Below are 18,757 nucleotides of genomic sequence, written 5' to 3' on the forward strand. Positions count from 1 at the left end.
TGAACTTGATAAACTATTATTGGTTGGAATAGGTAACTGATTATGGAGTAAACTTTAACGTCCTACACGTAAATTTTGCATAGACTATTACTACAGTCTACCAGATTAACACGTTCAAGTTTCGTTACACCTTCTTCGATGAAGTTTTTTTGCTGCTCTTAGCTTTGCTAGCGCGACCTCCCCGAGCTGATGCAGTACGACCTTCGAGATTGTCCATTACGCAACGGAAACCAATATAAGAACGCTTTTGATCTTCGTATTCGTAATAACGGGTACCCGTTTCAAGGTAATAAGCAATGTCTTTCCAGGAACCACCACGTACTACTTTGCGCGGCTCATCAGCATTCTGATTGTCGGGGTTCATGTCCCATACAATCGCATTGGTATTGTCTGCATACGCATCACGGCACCACTCTGCTACGTTACCAGCCATGTTGTACAAGCCATAATCGTTAGGACTATAGGCTGTTGCTGGAGCAGTATATGGGTAGCCATCAGCATCAAAATTACCACGCTGCGGCTTGAAGTTGGCCAGATAGCAGCCTTTGCCATTTGCTACGTAAGGGTTACCCCAAGGATACTTAGCTCCGCTTTTTCCACCACGAGCGGCCCATTCCCATTCAGCTTCAGACGGTAAACGGAAACCAAAGGATTTGTAACCACCGTCTTTGGTACGGAAATCGTCAAGTGTATTCGTACGCCATTTGCAAAAATGCTTTGCAGCAACCCAGCTCACACCTACCACAGGATATGTGTCAAAAGCAGGATGTCCATAGTAGTGCTCCAGCATGGGATCACCGTTATGGTAAGTAAAGTCATTTTTCCATACGGTCGTATCAGGATAATACTTGGCCATAATTTCTTCTTCGCCCAGTGTCGACACAGAGTCAGCCAGCAGTGCGTTGACATATTGGCGGTATTCATGGTTCGAAATTTCAGCATCATCCATATAAAATGAACTGATTGTTACCTGCCGGTTCATGTTAATCTGAGTAGCCGCTACGTCCTCGTCGGCTTGTCCCATAATAAACGACCCGGATGGAACAAGTACCATGCCAAACGGCGTTGGTTGCTTCCAGCCTTTACGTCCGGTGGCGGTAATTTCACCATTTGTAACGCCTACTTCGCCCTCTTTACCGCCCTTGCCACCGAATTTTGACTTCAGAAAGCCGCAACCTTGCATCAGCAGTACTACTGCAGCGACCATCACTATCCGGGTTGCGTTGACTGTTAACGAGTTATAATTCATCATTGTAAAACTTTTACCTTCTTCTTGTGCGAGACCAGACTAAAAACGAAAATCTATTTGGATATTGTATAGTAAAACTTGGGATCGGCTTTTTTTCTGTTTACAGCCTATCTTTTAGCTAGGTATTTGCCGTTTAAGGAGATAAATTTTCTACTTAAATTAGCCCGTTTCCCAAAAATAAGCTACTGGAAGCAAACTCCCTAATAACCCTGTTACCCAGCTTTGCTACGCTCCAGTAAAGTTCCAAGAACAGTTCTACTTTCTCTTGCATTAATACCGGAAACGTGGTGTCCTTATAATTGGCTTCTTGCGTACATCCGGTGCCGGTAAGGCATAGCCCAGTATGATCTCATGAGACGTTGCGCTTTTTGCCTTTGCACCGTCAGTAATAACATCTAGTGAGTAACCGATACGTAAGGCATTATCACGCAATAGATTAATGCCAATTGTGGCCATAGCAGCATCCTTAAAGCGATAACCTAGTCCAGCCCAGATTCGATTGTCGTATGTACCCAGTAAGTTTACGGCCACTGTAGACCCAGGAAATCCCTGAACTGTGCTGTACTGAACTAAAACTGATGGCTGTACATCAATGTTATAACCAATTCCCAGTCTGTAGCCTGCGGTTAAATAAGCTTTACTATCAGACGGGTCACTTGACCGGTCGGTCACATAGCTGTACTTCGCCTTATTTAAGTGCGTCATGCTGACCCCAATCCAATAGTCAACTGTATTGTAATATACTCCAGCGCCTATATCCGGTTTAAATTGGTTAATACGTCCTCCTGGAATAAGTGGGTCACCAGGATCACTCGGGCGAAACTGGCCATAATCATATCCCTTGTTAAACATACCAGCCTGTACACCTATGGCTAATGTCCCATTCTTAAGCGCTAGCCTATACGCGTATGATATTTGCACCGCCTGATTTATTGACGGACCATATTTGTCATTAAGGGCATAAATACCAATCCCACTATTAATCTTGGCTAGTGGCATGTTGAACGACAAAAGCTGCGTACTCTGTGCGGCACTCTCATCGCCATTACCAATTGTCTGATAGCCCAAATATTGAGTTCTATGCGTAAGTTGAATCCGCGTTACACCTTCCGACCCCGCAGCCGCTGGGTTATAGTATAACGGATTATACATGTATAGACTAAATTGTGGGTCCTGTTGCGCAAAAGCGGTCGGGCCTGCAACCGTCAGCAGGAACAAAGCATAAACGTAGAGTGTGCGAATCATACTGCCTAACCGAAATTCAGAACTACTACTACTCGCTGGTAACAGCGTTCCTGTAAATACTATCACAGTTTACAACTAAACGCCTGTATAATCAAATTATTGGGCCCATTTACATGATGAATGCCGGAAATGAGTCAAAAACCCGATCCCGGCATTCAACGCGTAAATAACTATGATTTTTACGGATTGTTAGTCTTCTTAATGTACAAATCCAGCGCCCCCGTCATAGACGGTGCATTGGGTAACGGCGCTTCAATATCGATCGTTAGGCCAGCATCGGTAATGGCTTTGGCAGTCGTAGGGCCGAAAGCTGCCAGCCGCGTGCCATTTTGGTTAAAGTTAGGAAAATTGCTTAACAGTGAGCTTACGCCCGATGGGCTGAAGAAGGCAATAATATCATAACTCTGGATATCAAGATCCGATAAGTCAGTTGGTACCGTATCGTACATTACGGCCTCGGTAAAGTGTAGACCGCTGGTATCCATAAATTCCGGAATATCATTACGTCGGATATTCGAGCAAGGAAACAGAAACTTCTCGTTCTTATGCTTCCTGATCAGGTCAAACAGCTCTGTAGCGGTTTTAGTCCCGTTGAAGATTTTACGTTTCCGAATGACAATGTATTTCTGCAGGTAATTTGCGGTCTGCTCTGAAATACAGAAGTATTTCATGTCGGCTGGAACCTCAATACGCCCTTCCTGGCAAATCCGAAAAAAGTGATCAATGGCATTTCGGCTGGTGAAGATAATAGCCGTATGTGCCAGGATGTTTATTTTTTGACGACGAAAATCTTTAAATGACTCTCCCTGAATCTGGATAAAAGGCCGAAAGTCAATCTGAAGATTATACTTGCTTCCTAAATCAAAATAAGGTGATTTTTCGTCGGCGGGGCGGGATTGGGTCACTAGAAGCCGGTTAACTTTCGTGAGCCGGTCTTGGGTAGGTTGCATGCTGGTCTCGTTCATTGAATCTCTACTCGGGTCAATCGTTCGTTTTTAGTTTGCAGTTTTTGTTTTTAGCCAAAAAACACGTTTAGGTTAGCCGATTAACCAAAAGCCAGCAACAATAAACTGTAAACCTTTCATCATAGTGCAAAGCGCAAACCTATGATGAGTGGAATCAATTCAACGATACAAAGGTACGAAAATAAATAAAGATTCTTGATAGGCTCCAAGCTTCGGATAACGAAGTATAGCAATATTAGGCGAGCAGCATAAAACCCAATCAATGGTAATAGCAATATACTTTGCGACCACGGCATCGCTGGTGTATTGTAGGCAAGGACAGCCAACAGCAAGGTCAGACACGCAAAAAATAGTAATGACGACTGTAATATTTTAAAATAATGAACTTGTATACTTTCTTCCAATTTATAGAGTCCTCCCATTATTTCCAGCGATACGTATTTGCTTACAAGGCTGCTTAATACGACCACGCTTAACAAAAAAAACTCACCTACTAACCCGCCCAGGCCCTGCTCACCCAGTAACAGCGCCCGCGAAGCAAATACCTCAAGATTACGACTTTGTACGAAAACAATCAGGTAAGCAATGATGAAGCTCAAATTAAGTGTAAATAGCAGATTAACACTGCTTAACGGGCGGTTGATCAGGAACGAATCATCTTGCGACCGTAGCGAAATCAAGTCACGAAAATTGTAAAAACGTTGAAAGGCTCTACGATAAAAGGCAAACAGAAAAGCGTGAGTTGCCAGGAGAAATAACAGCCCAAAGCCCAGGAAATTCTCATAAATTGTTCGAGGTCGGGGCCGAACACTCAGATTATCATCCCGTAGGATGACAGGCTTCTGAGTAGCTGACTTAGGGTAACCGATGAAAAGTTGCTTGTCGTTGATACCCGGAGCCCCGTAAACAGTCAGGAAAATTTCGGGCTGGCGATACGTTCGAAACAGGCTATCAATGCTTAATATTTGCCACTGATTGGCACGAAGTTTTCGTTTGAGAGCCGCATTGATAAACAGATACCCATCCTGACGAGTCGATACCAGTAAATTATAATGCCGGTTACTTTCAAGATCGACATAGGCGCTTAGCGCTGTCTGATCGGCATGTTGCTCAACAATGTATGGTATATAGGCTTTGGCTCCTTCGTCATATACCTGAAAATCGTTACGAAAATCGTGGATCGGATAGAAACGATTCTCCGGACCGATGCCATTAATACGTGTCTGAGCAGTAGCGACTGAAAATACAAAGAGCGAAAGAGTGAGAGAGTGAAAGAGTATTACTATGAACATAGTGGTCCATCTTAATTCACATCTTTTCGCTCTTTCAGTCTTTCGCTCTTTCACTCTTTATTTAATTCTTTCCTAAGGCTTTCAGCATTGTTTCGCCGATTAACGCGGGCGATTCAACGACGTAGATACCACACTCACGCATAATGGCCATTTTAGCTGCAGCCGTATCATCATCCCCACCGACAATGGCTCCAGCATGACCCATCCGACGACCTTTAGGAGCAGTCTGACCCGCAATGAAACCTACAACGGGCTTACGATTCCCGTCAGCTTTTATCCAGCGAGCAGCTTCAGCTTCCATACCGCCACCAATTTCGCCAATCATAACGATCGCTTCAGTGTCGGGATCATTCATCAGCAATTCAACAGCTTGCTTGGTTGTTGTACCAATAATGGGATCTCCCCCAATACCAATGGCTGTTGACTGACCCAATCCTGCTTTCGTCAACTGATCAACAGCTTCATAAGTCAACGTACCGGACTTGGAAACGATACCAACCTTACCTTTCATGAAAATGAAACCTGGCATAATACCAACTTTACATTCCTCAGCCGTCATAACGCCGGGGCAGTTTGGCCCAATTAGCCGCACATCTTTGCCCTCAAGGTAATTTTTTACATTGACCATGTCTTCTGTTGGAATACCTTCGGTAATGCAAATGATAACCTTAATACCAGCCTCGGCCGATTCCATAATGGCATCGGCAGCAAAAGCAGGTGGCACAAAAATGATGGAAACGTTGGCACCGGCTTCATCAACAGCCTGTTGAACAGTGTTAAACACGGGCCGGTCGAGGTGGGTCTGGCCACCTTTGCCGGGCGTTACGCCCCCAACGACGTTGGTACCATACTCGATCATCTGTTGGGCATGAAAACTGCCTTCAGAGCCGGTAAAGCCCTGGACGATAACTTTGGAGTCTTTGTTAACTAAAACACTCATGACGGTTTGTAAATCGTTGGCGATACGGTTATCTAATACCAACCCGGATAGACGAAAGAAAAACGAGTTTCAACATTCGGAAGGGTCTTTCTTCTTCCGTCCATTCGACTTGTTACCCTAAAAAGTTGGGCAAAAGTAGCCGAATCTTCGTAAATTACGTGATGATTTTTTCGCACATCCTTTCCGGCTTTATTCTGGCCGGGGCGGGCATCGGAGTATTCTGGCATTTTTTTGGGCGAATTGCGCTCTTTAATCGGTTATTGTGGGGGTTTTTCTTGCTAACAACCTCACTAGCCGCACTGATTAGCGTGGTTCATTTTGCGGGGTATGAATCGCTCGAACCTCTACGCCAATCTATGATTGTGCTATCCGATAGCCTGGGGGTTGTATGTGCCGTAACGGCGGTTTATGCCCTGCTGAACCAGCGTACGCTTTCGCTGATAACCTTTGTTGCAACAATCCTCTTTGGCTTATTCCTGTTTATCAGCCTATCGCTGCCTGATGGACGGGTTTTTACGCCGATCGTGCCCTCTTTGGGTATTTTAGTGCTTATGCTACTGGCCGTTTTTTCGCTACTTCAACGGAACAAGCGAGGATTATGGGTCGTCCTGGCGGCCATGATGATGGGACTTGCGACTAAAGCCGATTCGTTCAACAACTTCGTCCATCCTACTGATTTCTATCACTATGCTACTACATTAGCCCTCTGGTTTTTCGGAAAAGCGTCAGACTGGCGTGCTGGAACCCGGTTAATTGAAAAGAAGTGAGGCAAATAAGCCCTGAAAAAAAAGTGGGCGATCCGGTTAACTAATCCCTTCTTCAATCAGTTACTTCGTCACTTATTTTTCGGTTACCAACTACTCAACGAACGTGAATTTCCCGGAATTAACTCACGATTCAGCCGAAGCGGCCAGGGCCGCCCGCTTAATCTATGTGAGTGATACAATGCCTGGCATTAGCCGCCAGGGCAGCCCTAGCCAGTTTAAATATTTTGATCAACAAGGTCATGAAGTAGACGATGCTGAAACGCTGGCCCGAATTCGTAGTATGGCTTTGCCCCCCGCCTGGGAGAATGTCTGGATTAGCCCTAAAGTGAACAGTCATTTGCAGGCGACGGGCATTGATACCAAAAATCGAAAGCAGTATCGGTATCATTCTAAATGGAATGCCATTCGGAGTCAGACAAAGTTCTTTCGGATGGTGGCTTTTGGCGAGGCCCTGCCCCTACTCCGTACTCGATTGGCCAGCGATCTCAAAACCCGTGAATTGTCTCGGGAGAAAGTTATTGCCATTGCCCTGAGTGTGATGGAACAAACCCTGATTCGAGTGGGTAATGCTTCGTACGAAAAAGAGTATGGTTCGTATGGCTTAACAACCTTGAAAGACCGGCACGTGAAACTGGAAGGCACTGAAGCACGGTTTAGCTTTAAAGGGAAGAAAGGAATTTACCACGATATCACGCTCCACGACCGGCGGTTATCCCGTTTAGTGAAAGCCTGCCGCGATATTCCTGGCAAAGAGTTATTCCAGTATTTCGACGAAAGTGGAAACCGCCATCCTATTGACTCCGGCATGGTTAATACGTACTTGCGTGAAACAATGGGTGATGATTTCTCAGCAAAAGATTTCCGGACCTGGGCTGGTACGGTGAACGCTTTGCGGCTTCTAGCCCAGTTAGAACCCTGTGACACGGAGAAAGAGCTGAAGAAAAATGTAAATACAGTTTTAGACGAGGTATCTCATCAATTAGGGAATACACGCACTGTCTGCCGGAAACACTACGTGCACCCGCAAATACTGGAGGCCTATGAATGTCAGGATTTGAACCCGTACATCAAGCAAAAAGCACACTTTAGGCAAACAAGCCCACACGGACTTGACGGCATCGAAAAACTGTTGCTAAAGTTCCTGAAAGATCAGGTAAAGAAGCCTGTTAAATCAGCGAAGTGAGTCGCTTTTGGGCGTCTCTGGTGCGTTGGCCTTCCGGATTTTTATACCCCGATTCGAAGCCCACTCTTCAGCTTTGGCCGTTGCAATCGCAATGGCTCGTTTCTCGTCGGTGCCATCAGCGAGCAACGCGTTGGCAATGTCGATGGCTTTGTTACGTACCGGCGCCATGAAATTCTTCAACGAATCGGGATATTCTTTCTTTGTCCAGGGCATACCAGCTGAGTAGTTAGTGAATTATCTACAATAACTGCATCCCCCGAGAAACTGTTTACTGACGGCCAAGCTCCTGGGTAATGGTGCTGCTCAGGCGCAGGAGTTCGATCTCAGCCGTTTTGGAATTAAACTCAGCATCGATCAACCGAAGCTGAGCATCGAGGAGGTTACGCTGTACATCGCGAAAACCAACGGCCGTTAAGGTCCCCAATCGATATCGATCGTAGGCAATATCCACGTTTTGTGTGGTGATTTTATAGTTCTGAATTTCGAGCGATAATAATTGCAAATTGGTTTTGTACTGCTGATACGTCTGCGTCAGGGCCAGATCAAGTTGTACACGCTGGTCATTCGCCTGGTACTCTGCGGCTAGTGCGTTCACAGAGGCTACCTGGTTTAGCCGACGCTGATTAAATCCATTAAAAATTGGCACCGATGCCTGAATACCATAGGTAAAGCCATTATTTCGGGCAGTGGCAACGGTCGTGTTGCCTCCCTGGTTATTGGTGTTTGTGTAAGTATATCCAGACAATAGATTAAGCGTTGGAAGCTGTTGCGCTTTCGCTAGCTTTATGTTGATATCCGCTACACGCCGGTTCAGAACAGCAGCGGCCAACAAGGGATTATTGCTAATCAATGATTCACGTAATTGTTCCAATGCTAGATTGGAGCGAACTAGAATCGTATCACGTACTGCGAATTCAGTGCTAGGATCACGTACTAAAAGCGCGTTAAGCAAAATTTTAGCGTTGCTCAAAGCCAGTTGCTGGGCGATGAGAGCCGCACTATCTACATTATAATCAACCTGAGCTGTCAGATAGTCAACTTTCGAGAAGCTCCCTACTTCAAAATTAGTCTTGGCAAGGTCGAGCCGATACTGGGATATATCAAGCGCCTGTCGTACAGCAAGCAATCGTTGCAATTGACGCACGACATCATAATAAGATGTTGACACCCTGGCCACGGTTGCCTCAATGTTGGCTCGCGTATTTACTTCACTGATCCGGACTAACTCTTTCAATTGATCGAGCACATAGAACGTAGCAAAACCGTTGAAAATCGTCCAGTTCAGATTTAGACTGATTGTCGTGTTTTTACTGATGACCCCCGGCCGGTCGGTTGGAGACGTAGTGGGTACCAGGTAGGTCTGACGCAGGTGCTGATTGGAATTATTGTTGGTCAGGTTACCGAACAAAGTAGGTAAGATACCCGCATTACCCAGCGTATTATTGTAGGCAGCTACCTGTTGCTGGGTTTGCGTTACCTTGATTTGATAGTTTTGAGCCAGTGCTGTTTGAATAGCATCAGCCAGTGTAATTACTTCCCCCTGCTGCATAATGGTAGCATTACGCAGGGCACGCTGAATAGGAGTTTGGGCAGGTTGTTGAGCGAAGGCCGAAAAAGATAAACAAGTGAAAAGAATCCAACTGCTGAGCTTCATTGAATTAAGGTTAACGAGAACGATCTGGACAAAAATACAAGAATCTACGATTAGCTGGTTGGCTTATTAACTTTCGATTATCTTGCAATCTTTCCCAACCATCCATTATGAAACATCTTTTGCGCTTAATGGCGCTCTTGCCGATCTTATTACCCAGTTGTACATCCCGGAAAAAGGCCGATTTGCTCGTTACTAATGCCCGTATATATACCGCCGATTCGAGCTTCTCCACGGCGGATGCCTTTGCGATAAAAGATGGAAATTTTCTAGCGGTTGGCTCTACTCAAGACCTTGCAAATCAGTATGATGCCGAAACTACGGCCGATTTAAAAGGGCAACCCGTTTACCCTGGATTTTACGATCCTCATGCGCATTTCCTGGGACTGGGACAGGTGCTTGATCAGGCCGATCTGGTTGGGGCGAATTCCTACGATGAGGTGATTGAGCGACTAAAAAGTTTCTATCAAAAACACCCGAAAATACTGTGGCTCACGGGGCGGGGTTGGGATCAAAATGACTGGACAGACAAAGAATTTCCGACGAAAGAGAAATTAGATGCCGCTTTCCCGAATATTCCAGTTGCCTTAATGCGCGTGGATGGCCATGCTCTGCTCGTCAATTCAAAAGCACTTAGACTGGCAAACGTAACAGCCGGATCGAAGATGCCCGGTGGCGAAATTTTAGTTATAAATACTCAGCCCACAGGCGTGCTCGTAGATAATGCCATGCAGCTTATCAAACGGGTCATTCCACAACCTGATAACACCGACAAGGCACGTATGCTGTTAAATGCCGAGAAATCCTGCGTCGCCCTGGGTCTAACAAGCATATCAGACGCGGGTATCAGCCCCGATGAAATCAACTTGATTGACAGTCTGCAACGTACTGGCAAACTCAAAATCCGTGATTATGCGATGATTAGCCTTGGCGAGCCGAATATAAATTATTTCCTCAAACGTGGTCCTTTCCAGACGGAGCGCCTAACCGTTCGTGCGTTCAAACTCTATGCTGACGGAGCGCTTGGTTCTCGCGGGGCTTGCCTCCGACGTCCTTACAATGATCGTCCGGAAACAGGCGGCTTTTTGCTTCTCAGTCCGGCTGAGCTGGAACGTGTAACGAAGTTGCTGTACGAGTCAAAGTTTCAGGCCAATACCCACTGCATCGGCGATTCGGCCAATCACCTCATGCTTGATCTGTATGGCAAATTGCTAAAAGGTAAAAACGATCGCCGGTGGCGTATCGAACACGCGCAGGTTGTCTCGGCGGAGGATGTCTGGAAATTTGGGCGATATTCGGTCATTCCCTCCGTTCAACCAACTCATGCTACGTCGGATATGTACTGGGCTGCCGACCGATTAGGGCCGGTTCGGGTAAAGGGCGCCTATGCTTTTAAGGATCTCATGAAACAGAATAGCCTGATTGCTTTTGGCAGTGATTTCCCAGTCGAAGCTGTTAATCCACTATTCGGTTTTCATGCGGCCGTAGCCCGGCAGGATGCGAAAAACTTTCCAGATGGTGGCTACCAAATGGAAAACGCCGTTGACCGTAAATCAGCTTTGCTGGCAATGACTCGCTGGGCGGCTTATGCGTGTTTCGAAGACCACCTTCGCGGCAGCATTGCGCCGGGCAAACAAGCTGATTTTGTCGTGCTTGATCAGGATATAATGACCGTTCCCAATCCACAATTACGGCAAACTAAAGTACGCCAGACATGGATTGGCGGTGAGCGGGTTTACTAGTTAAACCACCTGTAGGATTTGATACGTCAGTTTATTGAACGTAGCAGAATCGCCGATTTTCTTGCCCGCTAACACGGTGGCAATAGGCGAGGCAGCTGAAACAGCAAAGTAATCGTTGCCCTCGAACGTAAGTTTGCCTGCACTGATACTGATGAAAAAAGCACCCCGATTCGTAATCACTAAACTTCCCGGCTGAATACTATCATACGGCTTATCTATGTTCAGCCGGCTTAATTCCTGATTTAGTTTCATGGCTTCAGCCAATAGCTGCGCATGTCGGTCCCGCTCCAGTTGTGCCATCGCCCGACCTGTTTCGTATTTGTCGCCCGCGCTACTTTTCGATTCAGAATTCGCCGATTCCTGGACAGCCTGCATGGCCTCTTTAGCCGTATCGATACGTTGCTGTACGTAGTGCTGGCATAAGGCAAGAAGTGCCTCTTTCGTTTGTTGATCCGTACCTATCACGTTATAAATTTCCTTTTTTCATTTCATTTATTGCGAAATTAGCCGCCCGTGCAGTTAAGGCCATAAACGTAATGGATGGGTTCTGAGAGCCGGTTGAGGTCATGGCTGCCCCATCGGTAACAAATACATTCTTCACGGTATGTAGTTGATTATGTGCATTGAGCAGTGATGTTTTCGGATCACGACCCATCCGGACACCACCTACTTCATGAATATCGAGACCAGGGTTTCGGTGATCATCGTACGGCTTAATATTTTTACAACCCGCTTTGTCCAGCATCTCAGCACCCTGTTCCAGGAAGTCTTTCATCACCTTCAGGTCGTTATCGGTGTAGTCGATAGACGTCACGAGTTGCGGAATACCCCAGGCATCTTTTTGGTCGGCGCTAAGCCGCACGTGGTTTTCGTACCGCGGAACGGTTTCTGCCTGCATCATCATGAACACGTTCCAGGCTCCCGGATCACTTAATTTGTCTTTAAATCCGGCCCCAAAACCTTCCTGTGACGCCCCTAGATGCCAGTTAGAACGGGCAGCGCTGAAAGCCACCATATAGCCCCGCTGAAAATCCATTTCCTGTTTACGAACGTTCCGGAAATTGGGCATAAAGGCCGTTGTTGGTCGACGTCCGTAATAATATCCATCTTCAAAACCTTCGTAATCAGCGACAATATTGCCTCGATAATTATGAAACGCTACGTATCGACCCAGCAGATCATTATCATTTCCCAAACCATTTGGAAAGCGCTTTGACGTAGAATTCAGCAACACAAGGTTTGTATTCAAACAGGCCGCATTGACAAAAATAATCCGCGCATAATACTCCGTCATTTGCTTCGTATGCGTGTCAATTACCCGAATACCCGTCGCTTTTCCCTTGGTTTCATCGTAAATAATCGAATGAACGACAGAATCGGGACGTAGCGTTAGCTTGCCGGTCTTAGCGGCCCACGGAATCGTAGAGGAATTACTACTGAAGTAACCACCGTAGGGGCAACCCCGATAGCACAAATGCCGCGCCTGGCACTGCGCCCGTCCCTGATCATAGTGAATCTGCTTCGGCTCAGTCAGGTGCGCACACCGGCCAATGATAATGTGGCGGTCTTTGTACTGCTCGGCAACACGCTTCTGAATGTGTTTCTCAACGCAGTTCAGTTCCCAAGGTTTCAGGAATTCACCATCAGGAAGCGTTTCCAATCCATCTTTATTTCCACTGATACCCACGAATTTCTCAACGTGGCTATACCAGGGCGCGATGTCTTCATACCGGATTGGCCAATCGACGGCTGCTCCATCGCGGGCATTGGCTTCAAAATCAAACTTGCTCCACCGCTGCGTCTGCCGTGCCCAGATCAGCGATTTGCCACCAACCTGATAGCCCCGAATCCAGTCGAACGGCTTTTCCTGCACGTAGGGATGCTCGGCATCCTTCACGAAAAACTGCTGCGTGCTCTCATCCAGGGCGTAGCACTTTGTCGCAATGGGGTTTTTCTGATCAAAGGCTTCAGGCATTCGGTTCCGATGTGGAAACTCCCAGGGATTCTGCGTTGCCGTCGGATAGTCAACAATATGCCGAACGTCACGACCGCGCTCCAGAACGAGCGTTTTTAATCCTTTCTCGCAGAGTTCCTTAGCCGCCCACCCTCCACTAATGCCAGAGCCAATGACGATGGCATCATAAATGCAAGCCGCTTTGGCATCGCCGTTAATATTCATAAATGGCGTCGTTTAACTATAAAAGTACAAAACTCAATTATCTATACCGTATTGACTCGACTAGATTTTGACAATAAAATTATTGCTAAATTATTTGACAATATTTTTATTGTTAATATATTTGACAATAATTTTATTGTCAAATGAGAAACGTTATTGGTCAGGCCGTATCTGGAAGTGATTTCTTCGAGCGTCCGCAGGTAATCAGCAAAATACGTCGCGCCATTCGCAATGGTAGCTCTATATATCTGTCAGCACCCCGACGAGTTGGTAAAACATCGGCGATGAATTTCCTTCAGGATAATCCTGAAACGGGACAACACTACGTCTATGTAATCACACAATCCATTGATTCGGTGGATGGTTTCTATAAAGAGTTAGCGAAACAAGTGATTGACAGCCCAGCTTTTCGAACGATGTCGAAAGTGACGGATACACTAAAAAAGGTAGCTAGTGGATTATTACAACGTATCAATTTGAAAGTATCGGTTCCATTTCTGGATGTTTCTCTCGATAAAGGAGAACCGATAAATTTCCAGACGGACCTGGAGAAACTGCTGGAAGAATTAGACCTAGATGGCGGTAAGCTTATTATCATGGTTGATGAGTTTACGGAAACGCTCGACAATATATTTCTCAAGCACGGCAAACAGGAAGCCCGACGTTTTTTGCAACTATTTCGCGAACTAATGCACAACCGCAAGCTGGCAAACAAGGTGCAGTTTCTGCTAACGGGTTCCATTGGCTTACAGCCGTTAGTGAAAAAACTTGACGCCAGCGATCTTGTCAATCAACTTCAATACGTTGATATTCCGCCATTAACCGAAGAGGAAGCTTGTACTCTTTTTCGGAAACTCATAGAACTTGAAGGGATTCAGATCGATGACGAAACTGTTCGCTTTATTCTGCAAAAGATTGACTGGTTAATGCCTTTTCATGTGCAATTACTGGTGCAGGAAGTTATCGATGTGTATGAAAGCAACGGCAATCCAATTGATCGCCAGAAAGCGGAGAAAGCGTTTCAGCAGGTGTTTCACCAACGTAACAAAATCTATTTCGAACAATATTACGAGCGTCTGAAAAAACGGCTTGAACCCGGCGCGGAATATCTATTTGTACATGACGTACTGAACCGAGCCACCGAAGAAATACCATTAGAGAAATCCGTTGTTCATGATCTGGCTGTTAAACACGGTATTGCCGATAACTATAAGGCAACTGTTGAGTCACTGGAATACGACGGCTACTTACACCAAACGGACGATAACAAAGCGTACCGATTTAATTCATCCATTCTCAAAATCTGGTGGAAAAAATATGTCAGCTAACTCACAACCGCTAATTGCCACGATCTATAATCCACATAATCAGAGCAAAGAAGCGCTGATTGCCGGATTCATTGCCCGCAAGCAAAAATTCGAACGGCTCTTCCGTGACATACGCGACTCGCCCATGACCAAGCCCGAGCAACATTATCTTATTCAGGGGATTCGGGGAATGGGCAAAACGACGCTGTTGCTACGTATCGCTTACGAAATAGATAATATGCCAGCGCTACGCGAGCGACTTATTCCGATCGTATTCAACGAAGAAGAGTACGGCATTAGCTCGCTGGCCGATGTGTGGGAACGTACTGCGCAGTATCTCGGCGAAACCGACGTAGCGTTTGCGGATTTATACGACCTAATGACGAAACAATACGGTCAGGAAGATTACGAACAACAAGCTCTACAGACGCTCATTGGTGCGCTTCAACAACGAAATAAAAAACTGTTATTGCTCATTGATAACATCGGCGACGTACTGAAAAAATTAGATACTCAGGAAGAACAACGCCTGCGTGAAGTGCTGCTCACTAAGTCAGAACTACGGCTAATTGGCGCTACGTCGGTGGCTATTGAGCAAGTGCATGACTATACCAAACCGTTCTACGAGTTCTTCAAAATCATTCATTTAGATGGTCTTTCACAGCAGGAAGCCATCGACTTGTTTTTAAAATTGGGCGAAACGTATCACACTGAGGCTGTGCAGCAATTGATCGAACGCCAGCCGGGACGTATCGAAGCCATCCGCCGACTAACGGGCGGAGTAATTCGGACAATGGTCTTGCTATTTGAGATTCTTGTCGAAAATGATTCAGGCTCCGTTTTTCGCGATCTGGAAGTATTACTCGACCGCGTTACACCTCTCTATAAGCATCGCATGGACGATCTGCCCGCTCAACAGCAAAAGATTATGGCTGCGCTGGCTACGGCGTGGGATGCTGCTAACACAAAAGAATTGGCTCAGGTCGTACGGCTGGAAAGCAAAGTGGTTTCAGCTCAATTGAAGCAATTGATTAATAGTGGCCTTGTCGAAAAAATAGAAACCAACACTAAAAATCACCTCTACCGGCTCGAAGAACGATTTTTCAATATCTGGTATCTTATGCGTTTCGGTCGCAAAACCGACCAGCGGGTGCTTTGGTTGATACGCTTTTTCGAAACGATGTTTGAAGGCGATGCTGAGTGGATGCAGGAACGTATTGATGGCCATTTACAAGCAATGGAAATTGGAAATTTAGATCCAGAAGCAGCTTTGTTTTTGACAACAGCGTTCGCAGGGGTTTTAAAGGATGAGGAGATGGAAGATATACTGAAAAAGAAAACAGTACTTTTTTTAACTAATCAAGGAAGATATGACTTATTAAATGATGTGTCATCTAAGTACAGTGAAGTAGAAAGATTACTGCGAGAACATAATTATCAGAAGGCTGTTACTCATTTAGAAAACTTTCACAATCGGACTACAAGGGTATTACTAGATATTATATCATGTTATGTTTTTTTAAAAGATTTTGAAAAAGCTAAAGAAATATTAATAGAATTATTTATTAGCCATAAAATCGATAACAAAAACTTCTTAATATCACACCCAAATCTATATGTAAATAATAATACAAAAAATACAAAATATAGACTACTTGTACCCCTATTAGTATTTGAAGGCATATGTCTCATTCTTATAGTGCCTGATCCTGAATACTTGCCAGATGATGTAATTAATATTGAAACTGAAAAAATATTATTCTTTTCAAAAAGCTTCAATGATGATTTAAAGAGTGAAATCGCTTTAAGATATTTCTTATCTGTAGACATTTCTAGAAAAGAACTTGCTTTACAAATCACGAGTGATCTCCCTAATACAATTGATCCTTCAAATTCCGCACAGATAAGATTTTTATTGTCTAAAAAAATTATTCAACTGTGGAACAATATCTTTCAAGGGCTTGAAGAATTAGTTCCTTTAAAGGAACCTACCTTGGTAAGATTTTCCTCAAAGGATAATGGAGGTGATGTAGCAACATTGTTTTTACGTTTGCTCCTCGCAAAAAAACAATACCATACCGCTTACAACTATTTCACTCAAGAAGAATGGCAATTAAAAGATCGCTTCAAACCGCTGTATTACGCTACGTTGTATTTCCTTAAAGATGAATATCCGACCGAGTACCTGCGTATGGGGCCGGAACTCAAAGAAACAGTAGACGACATTCTGGCCGAAGTCGCGCAGATGGCAATTGATTATGCTTAAACCCCGCTCCTAACAAAATCCAGTGTTTCAATCGGTTTTGCAAACAACCTGCGTTGCTTTGGGCTTATCCACCTATAAACACCCAGACTTAGAAGGCTTCAAAAAGCGTCTAAGTCTGTTAACAGCAACGTTATGGAAGCTAAAATTCCCCCACAGCATCAGGATATTCAGCCCGGTATTGAAGCCGAACTGGACCCGCAGCCTAAGGTGATCCGGTATCTTTACAAAGGTGCTAACAAATTGAAAGACAAAGTCGCACTCATTACGGGTGGCGATAGTGGCATTGGTCGGGCGGTGGCCGTTCACTTCGCCCGAGAAGGCGCCGACGTAGCGATTTCGTATACGCCCCGCGAAGAGGTCGATGCGCAGAGAACCAAAGAGTTAGTTGAAGCCGAAGGCCGGAAATGCCTGCTACTGCCGGGCGATATTCGGCAGGAAACGTACTGTAAGTATATTGTAGATAGTACGGTTGAGCAACTCGGCAAACTCAATATTCTGGTCAATAACGCCGGGTTACAACTACAACATAAAACCCTTGAAGAGGCTACCGACGACGATTTATTGGCTACGTATGAAACCAATATCTATTCGTTTTTCCGGGTTACCAAAGCCGCCGTGCCACACCTGCATAAGGGCGACACGATCATCAACACTACGTCGATCACGGCCTATCAGGGTCGTGCTGACCTACTCGAATACTCGTCTACCAAGGGTGCGATCATGACTTTTACTCGGGCCTTATCAAGCAACCTGATTACCAAAGGGATTCGGGTCAATGCCGTAGCACCCGGACCGATCTGGACACCGCTTAATCCGTCTTCAGTCTCGGCGAAAGAAGTCGCTGAGTTTGGCAAAGACGTACCAATGAAACGCCCCGGTCAACCCAGCGAAGTAGCGCCCGCCTATGTGTTTCTGGCCTCGGAAGATGCTTCATACATCACAGGACAGGTCTTACACCCCAACGGTGGAACAATTGTAAATGCGTAAAAACAAGTCGTCAGTAGATAATCAATAGTCGTTAGCTAAGAACAGCTATCGGATGAAGTTCACTATTTACTGACGACTATCGACTCATGACTACTATGGACCAAATGGAAATTGAAACCAAGCCCCAGCATCAGAACGCGCAGCCGGGCCTGGAATATGAAATGGACCCGCAACCGATTTATATTCGGGATGATTATCAGGGGGCAGATAAATTAAAAGACAAAATTGCCGTCATCACCGGTGGCGATTCGGGAATTGGCCGGGCAGTAGCCATTCATTTTGCCCGCGAAGGGGCTAACCTGGCTGTACTTTATCATCCACGTGAGGAGCAGGACGCGCAAAAAACGAAAGCGCTCATTGAAGCCGAAGGGCGAAGTTGCTTATTGATTCCCGGCGATTTGAAGCAGCTATCTTTTATTCAGGAAGCGGTCAGTACTGTTATCGATACGTATAAACACGTCAATATTCTGGTAAATAACGCGGCTAACCACGTTGAGCAGAAGGAATTTATTGACATATCGGATCAGCAAATGCGCGAAACGTTCGAGCTGAACATTCTGGCCATGTTCCGGCTCACGAAAGCCGTATTGCCGTATATGGCTGAAAACGATTGCATTATTAACACGACGTCGGTCGTATCCTATCGGGGAAGTGAAGCCCTAATTGATTATGCATCAACTAAAGGAGCTGTGACGGCCTTCACGCGTTCGCTGTCGCAAAATCTGATTGAGCGCAAAATCCGCGTGAACGCTGTGGCACCCGGCCCGATCTGGACACCTTTGATTGTGGCGACGAAAACGCTCGAAGAAGTTAAGGAGTTTGGCAAAGATGTACCCATGGAACGTCCCGGCCAACCAGCGGAACTAGCCCCTGCCTACGTGTTTCTGGCGTCGGAAGATGCATCGTATTTTGCCGGTCAGGTCATCCATGTCAACGGGGGCGAGGTTGTCAATTCGTAGCGTTTCGATAGTTCTAAGCTATATT

15 protein-coding genes and 1 pseudogene are annotated in these 18,757 nt (G+C 45.6%); 7 read left to right on the top strand and 9 right to left on the bottom strand.

Annotated features, from left to right (window positions below):
* Positions 1-124 precede the first annotated feature (124 nt).
* From porK to sucD, 5 genes are all read right to left on the bottom strand, one after another.
* Positions 125-1,252: a T9SS ring complex lipoprotein PorK/GldK gene (porK, locus tag BM202_RS17920; RefSeq protein ID WP_093828543.1), complete on the bottom strand. Its 1,128-nt coding sequence runs from the start codon at positions 1,250-1,252 to the stop codon at positions 125-127.
* A gap of 267 nt (positions 1,253-1,519) precedes the next feature.
* Positions 1,520-2,494: a PorP/SprF family type IX secretion system membrane protein gene (locus tag BM202_RS17925; RefSeq protein ID WP_093828545.1), complete on the bottom strand. Its 975-nt coding sequence runs from the start codon at positions 2,492-2,494 to the stop codon at positions 1,520-1,522.
* Positions 2,495-2,673: 179 nt separating this feature from the next.
* Positions 2,674-3,459, bottom strand: a complete 786-nt coding sequence (locus BM202_RS17930; RefSeq protein WP_093828547.1) for a uroporphyrinogen-III synthase — start codon at positions 3,457-3,459, stop codon at positions 2,674-2,676.
* Between the two features lie 119 nt (positions 3,460-3,578).
* Positions 3,579-4,751: a DUF4271 domain-containing protein gene (locus tag BM202_RS17935; protein ID WP_093828549.1), complete on the bottom strand. Its 1,173-nt coding sequence runs from the start codon at positions 4,749-4,751 to the stop codon at positions 3,579-3,581.
* Positions 4,752-4,812: 61 nt separating this feature from the next.
* Positions 4,813-5,691 carry a succinate--CoA ligase subunit alpha gene (sucD, locus tag BM202_RS17940; RefSeq protein ID WP_093828551.1) on the bottom strand — a complete coding sequence of 293 codons (879 nt, stop codon included), beginning with the start codon at positions 5,689-5,691 and terminating at the stop codon, positions 4,813-4,815.
* 161 nt (positions 5,692-5,852) lie between these two features.
* On the opposite strand from sucD, the gene BM202_RS17945 reads away from it, so the two are divergent.
* Both BM202_RS17945 and BM202_RS17950 read left to right on the top strand, forming a co-directional pair.
* On the top strand, positions 5,853-6,458 hold the full coding sequence (locus BM202_RS17945; protein ID WP_093828553.1) for a DUF6962 family protein: 606 nt from the start codon (positions 5,853-5,855) through the stop codon (positions 6,456-6,458).
* Between the two features lie 103 nt (positions 6,459-6,561).
* Positions 6,562-7,641 (top strand): DNA topoisomerase IB, encoded by a 1,080-nt coding sequence (locus BM202_RS17950; RefSeq protein ID WP_093828555.1) that lies wholly within the window; start codon positions 6,562-6,564, stop codon positions 7,639-7,641.
* Here the strand turns inward: BM202_RS17950 and BM202_RS17955 are convergent.
* On the bottom strand, positions 7,630-7,854 hold the full coding sequence (locus tag BM202_RS17955; protein WP_093828557.1) for a DUF2188 domain-containing protein: 225 nt from the start codon (positions 7,852-7,854) through the stop codon (positions 7,630-7,632). The two genes, BM202_RS17950 and BM202_RS17955, sit on opposite strands and share 12 nt — an antisense overlap.
* Before the next feature lie 55 nt (positions 7,855-7,909).
* Positions 7,910-9,295: a TolC family protein gene (locus tag BM202_RS17960; RefSeq protein ID WP_093828559.1), complete on the bottom strand. Its 1,386-nt coding sequence runs from the start codon at positions 9,293-9,295 to the stop codon at positions 7,910-7,912.
* 107 nt (positions 9,296-9,402) lie between these two features.
* Between BM202_RS17960 and BM202_RS17965 the strand changes: the two genes are divergently transcribed.
* A complete protein-coding gene (locus BM202_RS17965) occupies positions 9,403-11,034 on the top strand; it encodes an amidohydrolase (RefSeq protein WP_093828561.1) in 1,632 nt (543 codons plus the stop codon).
* Here the strand turns inward: BM202_RS17965 and BM202_RS17970 are convergent, their stop codons facing one another.
* A complete protein-coding gene (locus tag BM202_RS17970) occupies positions 11,035-11,499 on the bottom strand; it encodes a 3-oxoacyl-ACP synthase (protein ID WP_093828563.1) in 465 nt (154 codons plus the stop codon).
* A gap of 1 nt (position 11,500) precedes the next feature.
* Positions 11,501-13,213, bottom strand: coding sequence for a GMC oxidoreductase (locus tag BM202_RS17975; protein WP_093828565.1), 1,713 nt, complete (start codon positions 13,211-13,213; stop codon positions 11,501-11,503).
* Positions 13,214-13,356: 143 nt separating this feature from the next.
* Here BM202_RS17975 and BM202_RS17980 point away from each other — a divergent pair, with 143 nt between their 5' ends.
* The 4 genes and pseudogenes from BM202_RS17980 to BM202_RS17995 all read left to right on the top strand — a co-directional run bounded on the left by BM202_RS17980 (position 13,357) and on the right by BM202_RS17995 (position 18,732).
* Positions 13,357-14,541: an ATP-binding protein gene (locus BM202_RS17980; protein WP_093828567.1), complete on the top strand. Its 1,185-nt coding sequence runs from the start codon at positions 13,357-13,359 to the stop codon at positions 14,539-14,541.
* Entirely contained in the window at positions 14,531-16,786 is a 2,256-nt protein-coding gene (locus BM202_RS17985; RefSeq protein ID WP_093828569.1) for an ATP-binding protein, read from the top strand. Before BM202_RS17980 ends, BM202_RS17985 begins: the two co-directional genes overlap by 11 nt.
* Before the next feature lie 126 nt (positions 16,787-16,912).
* Positions 16,913-17,773, top strand: a pseudogene (locus tag BM202_RS17990) (SDR family oxidoreductase); the annotation flags it as partial.
* Positions 17,774-17,868: 95 nt separating this feature from the next.
* The gene (locus BM202_RS17995) at positions 17,869-18,732 is read left to right on the top strand and encodes an SDR family oxidoreductase (protein WP_093828573.1); all 864 of its coding nucleotides are present in this window, start codon (positions 17,869-17,871) and stop codon (positions 18,730-18,732) included.
* Positions 18,733-18,757 lie beyond the last annotated feature (25 nt).

It is taken from the genome of Spirosoma endophyticum (genome assembly GCF_900112365.1).
GTDB lineage: Bacteria > Bacteroidota > Bacteroidia > Cytophagales > Spirosomataceae > Spirosoma > Spirosoma endophyticum.

Bases quoted from the DNA above. Each gene is read 5' to 3' on its own strand.
- BM202_RS17935 (WP_093828549.1), bottom strand. From the start codon at position 4,751: ATGTTCATAGTAATACTCTTTCACTCTCTCACTCTTTCGCTCTTTGTA.
- BM202_RS17945 (WP_093828553.1), top strand. From the start codon at position 5,853: ATGATTTTTTCGCACATCCTTTCCGGCTTTATTCTGGCCGGGGCGGGC.
- BM202_RS17930 (WP_093828547.1), bottom strand. From the start codon at position 3,459: ATGAACGAGACCAGCATGCAACCTACCCAAGACCGGCTCACGAAAGTT.
- BM202_RS17980 (WP_093828567.1), top strand. From the start codon at position 13,357: ATGAGAAACGTTATTGGTCAGGCCGTATCTGGAAGTGATTTCTTCGAG.
- sucD (WP_093828551.1), bottom strand. From the start codon at position 5,691: ATGAGTGTTTTAGTTAACAAAGACTCCAAAGTTATCGTCCAGGGCTTT.
- porK (WP_093828543.1), bottom strand. From the start codon at position 1,252: ATGATGAATTATAACTCGTTAACAGTCAACGCAACCCGGATAGTGATG.
- BM202_RS17985 (WP_093828569.1), top strand. From the start codon at position 14,531: ATGTCAGCTAACTCACAACCGCTAATTGCCACGATCTATAATCCACAT.
- BM202_RS17955 (WP_093828557.1), bottom strand. From the start codon at position 7,854: ATGCCCTGGACAAAGAAAGAATATCCCGATTCGTTGAAGAATTTCATG.
- BM202_RS17965 (WP_093828561.1), top strand. From the start codon at position 9,403: ATGAAACATCTTTTGCGCTTAATGGCGCTCTTGCCGATCTTATTACCC.
- BM202_RS17995 (WP_093828573.1), top strand. From the start codon at position 17,869: ATGGACCAAATGGAAATTGAAACCAAGCCCCAGCATCAGAACGCGCAG.
- BM202_RS17960 (WP_093828559.1), bottom strand. From the start codon at position 9,295: ATGAAGCTCAGCAGTTGGATTCTTTTCACTTGTTTATCTTTTTCGGCC.
- BM202_RS17975 (WP_093828565.1), bottom strand. From the start codon at position 13,213: ATGAATATTAACGGCGATGCCAAAGCGGCTTGCATTTATGATGCCATC.
- BM202_RS17925 (WP_093828545.1), bottom strand. From the start codon at position 2,494: ATGATTCGCACACTCTACGTTTATGCTTTGTTCCTGCTGACGGTTGCA.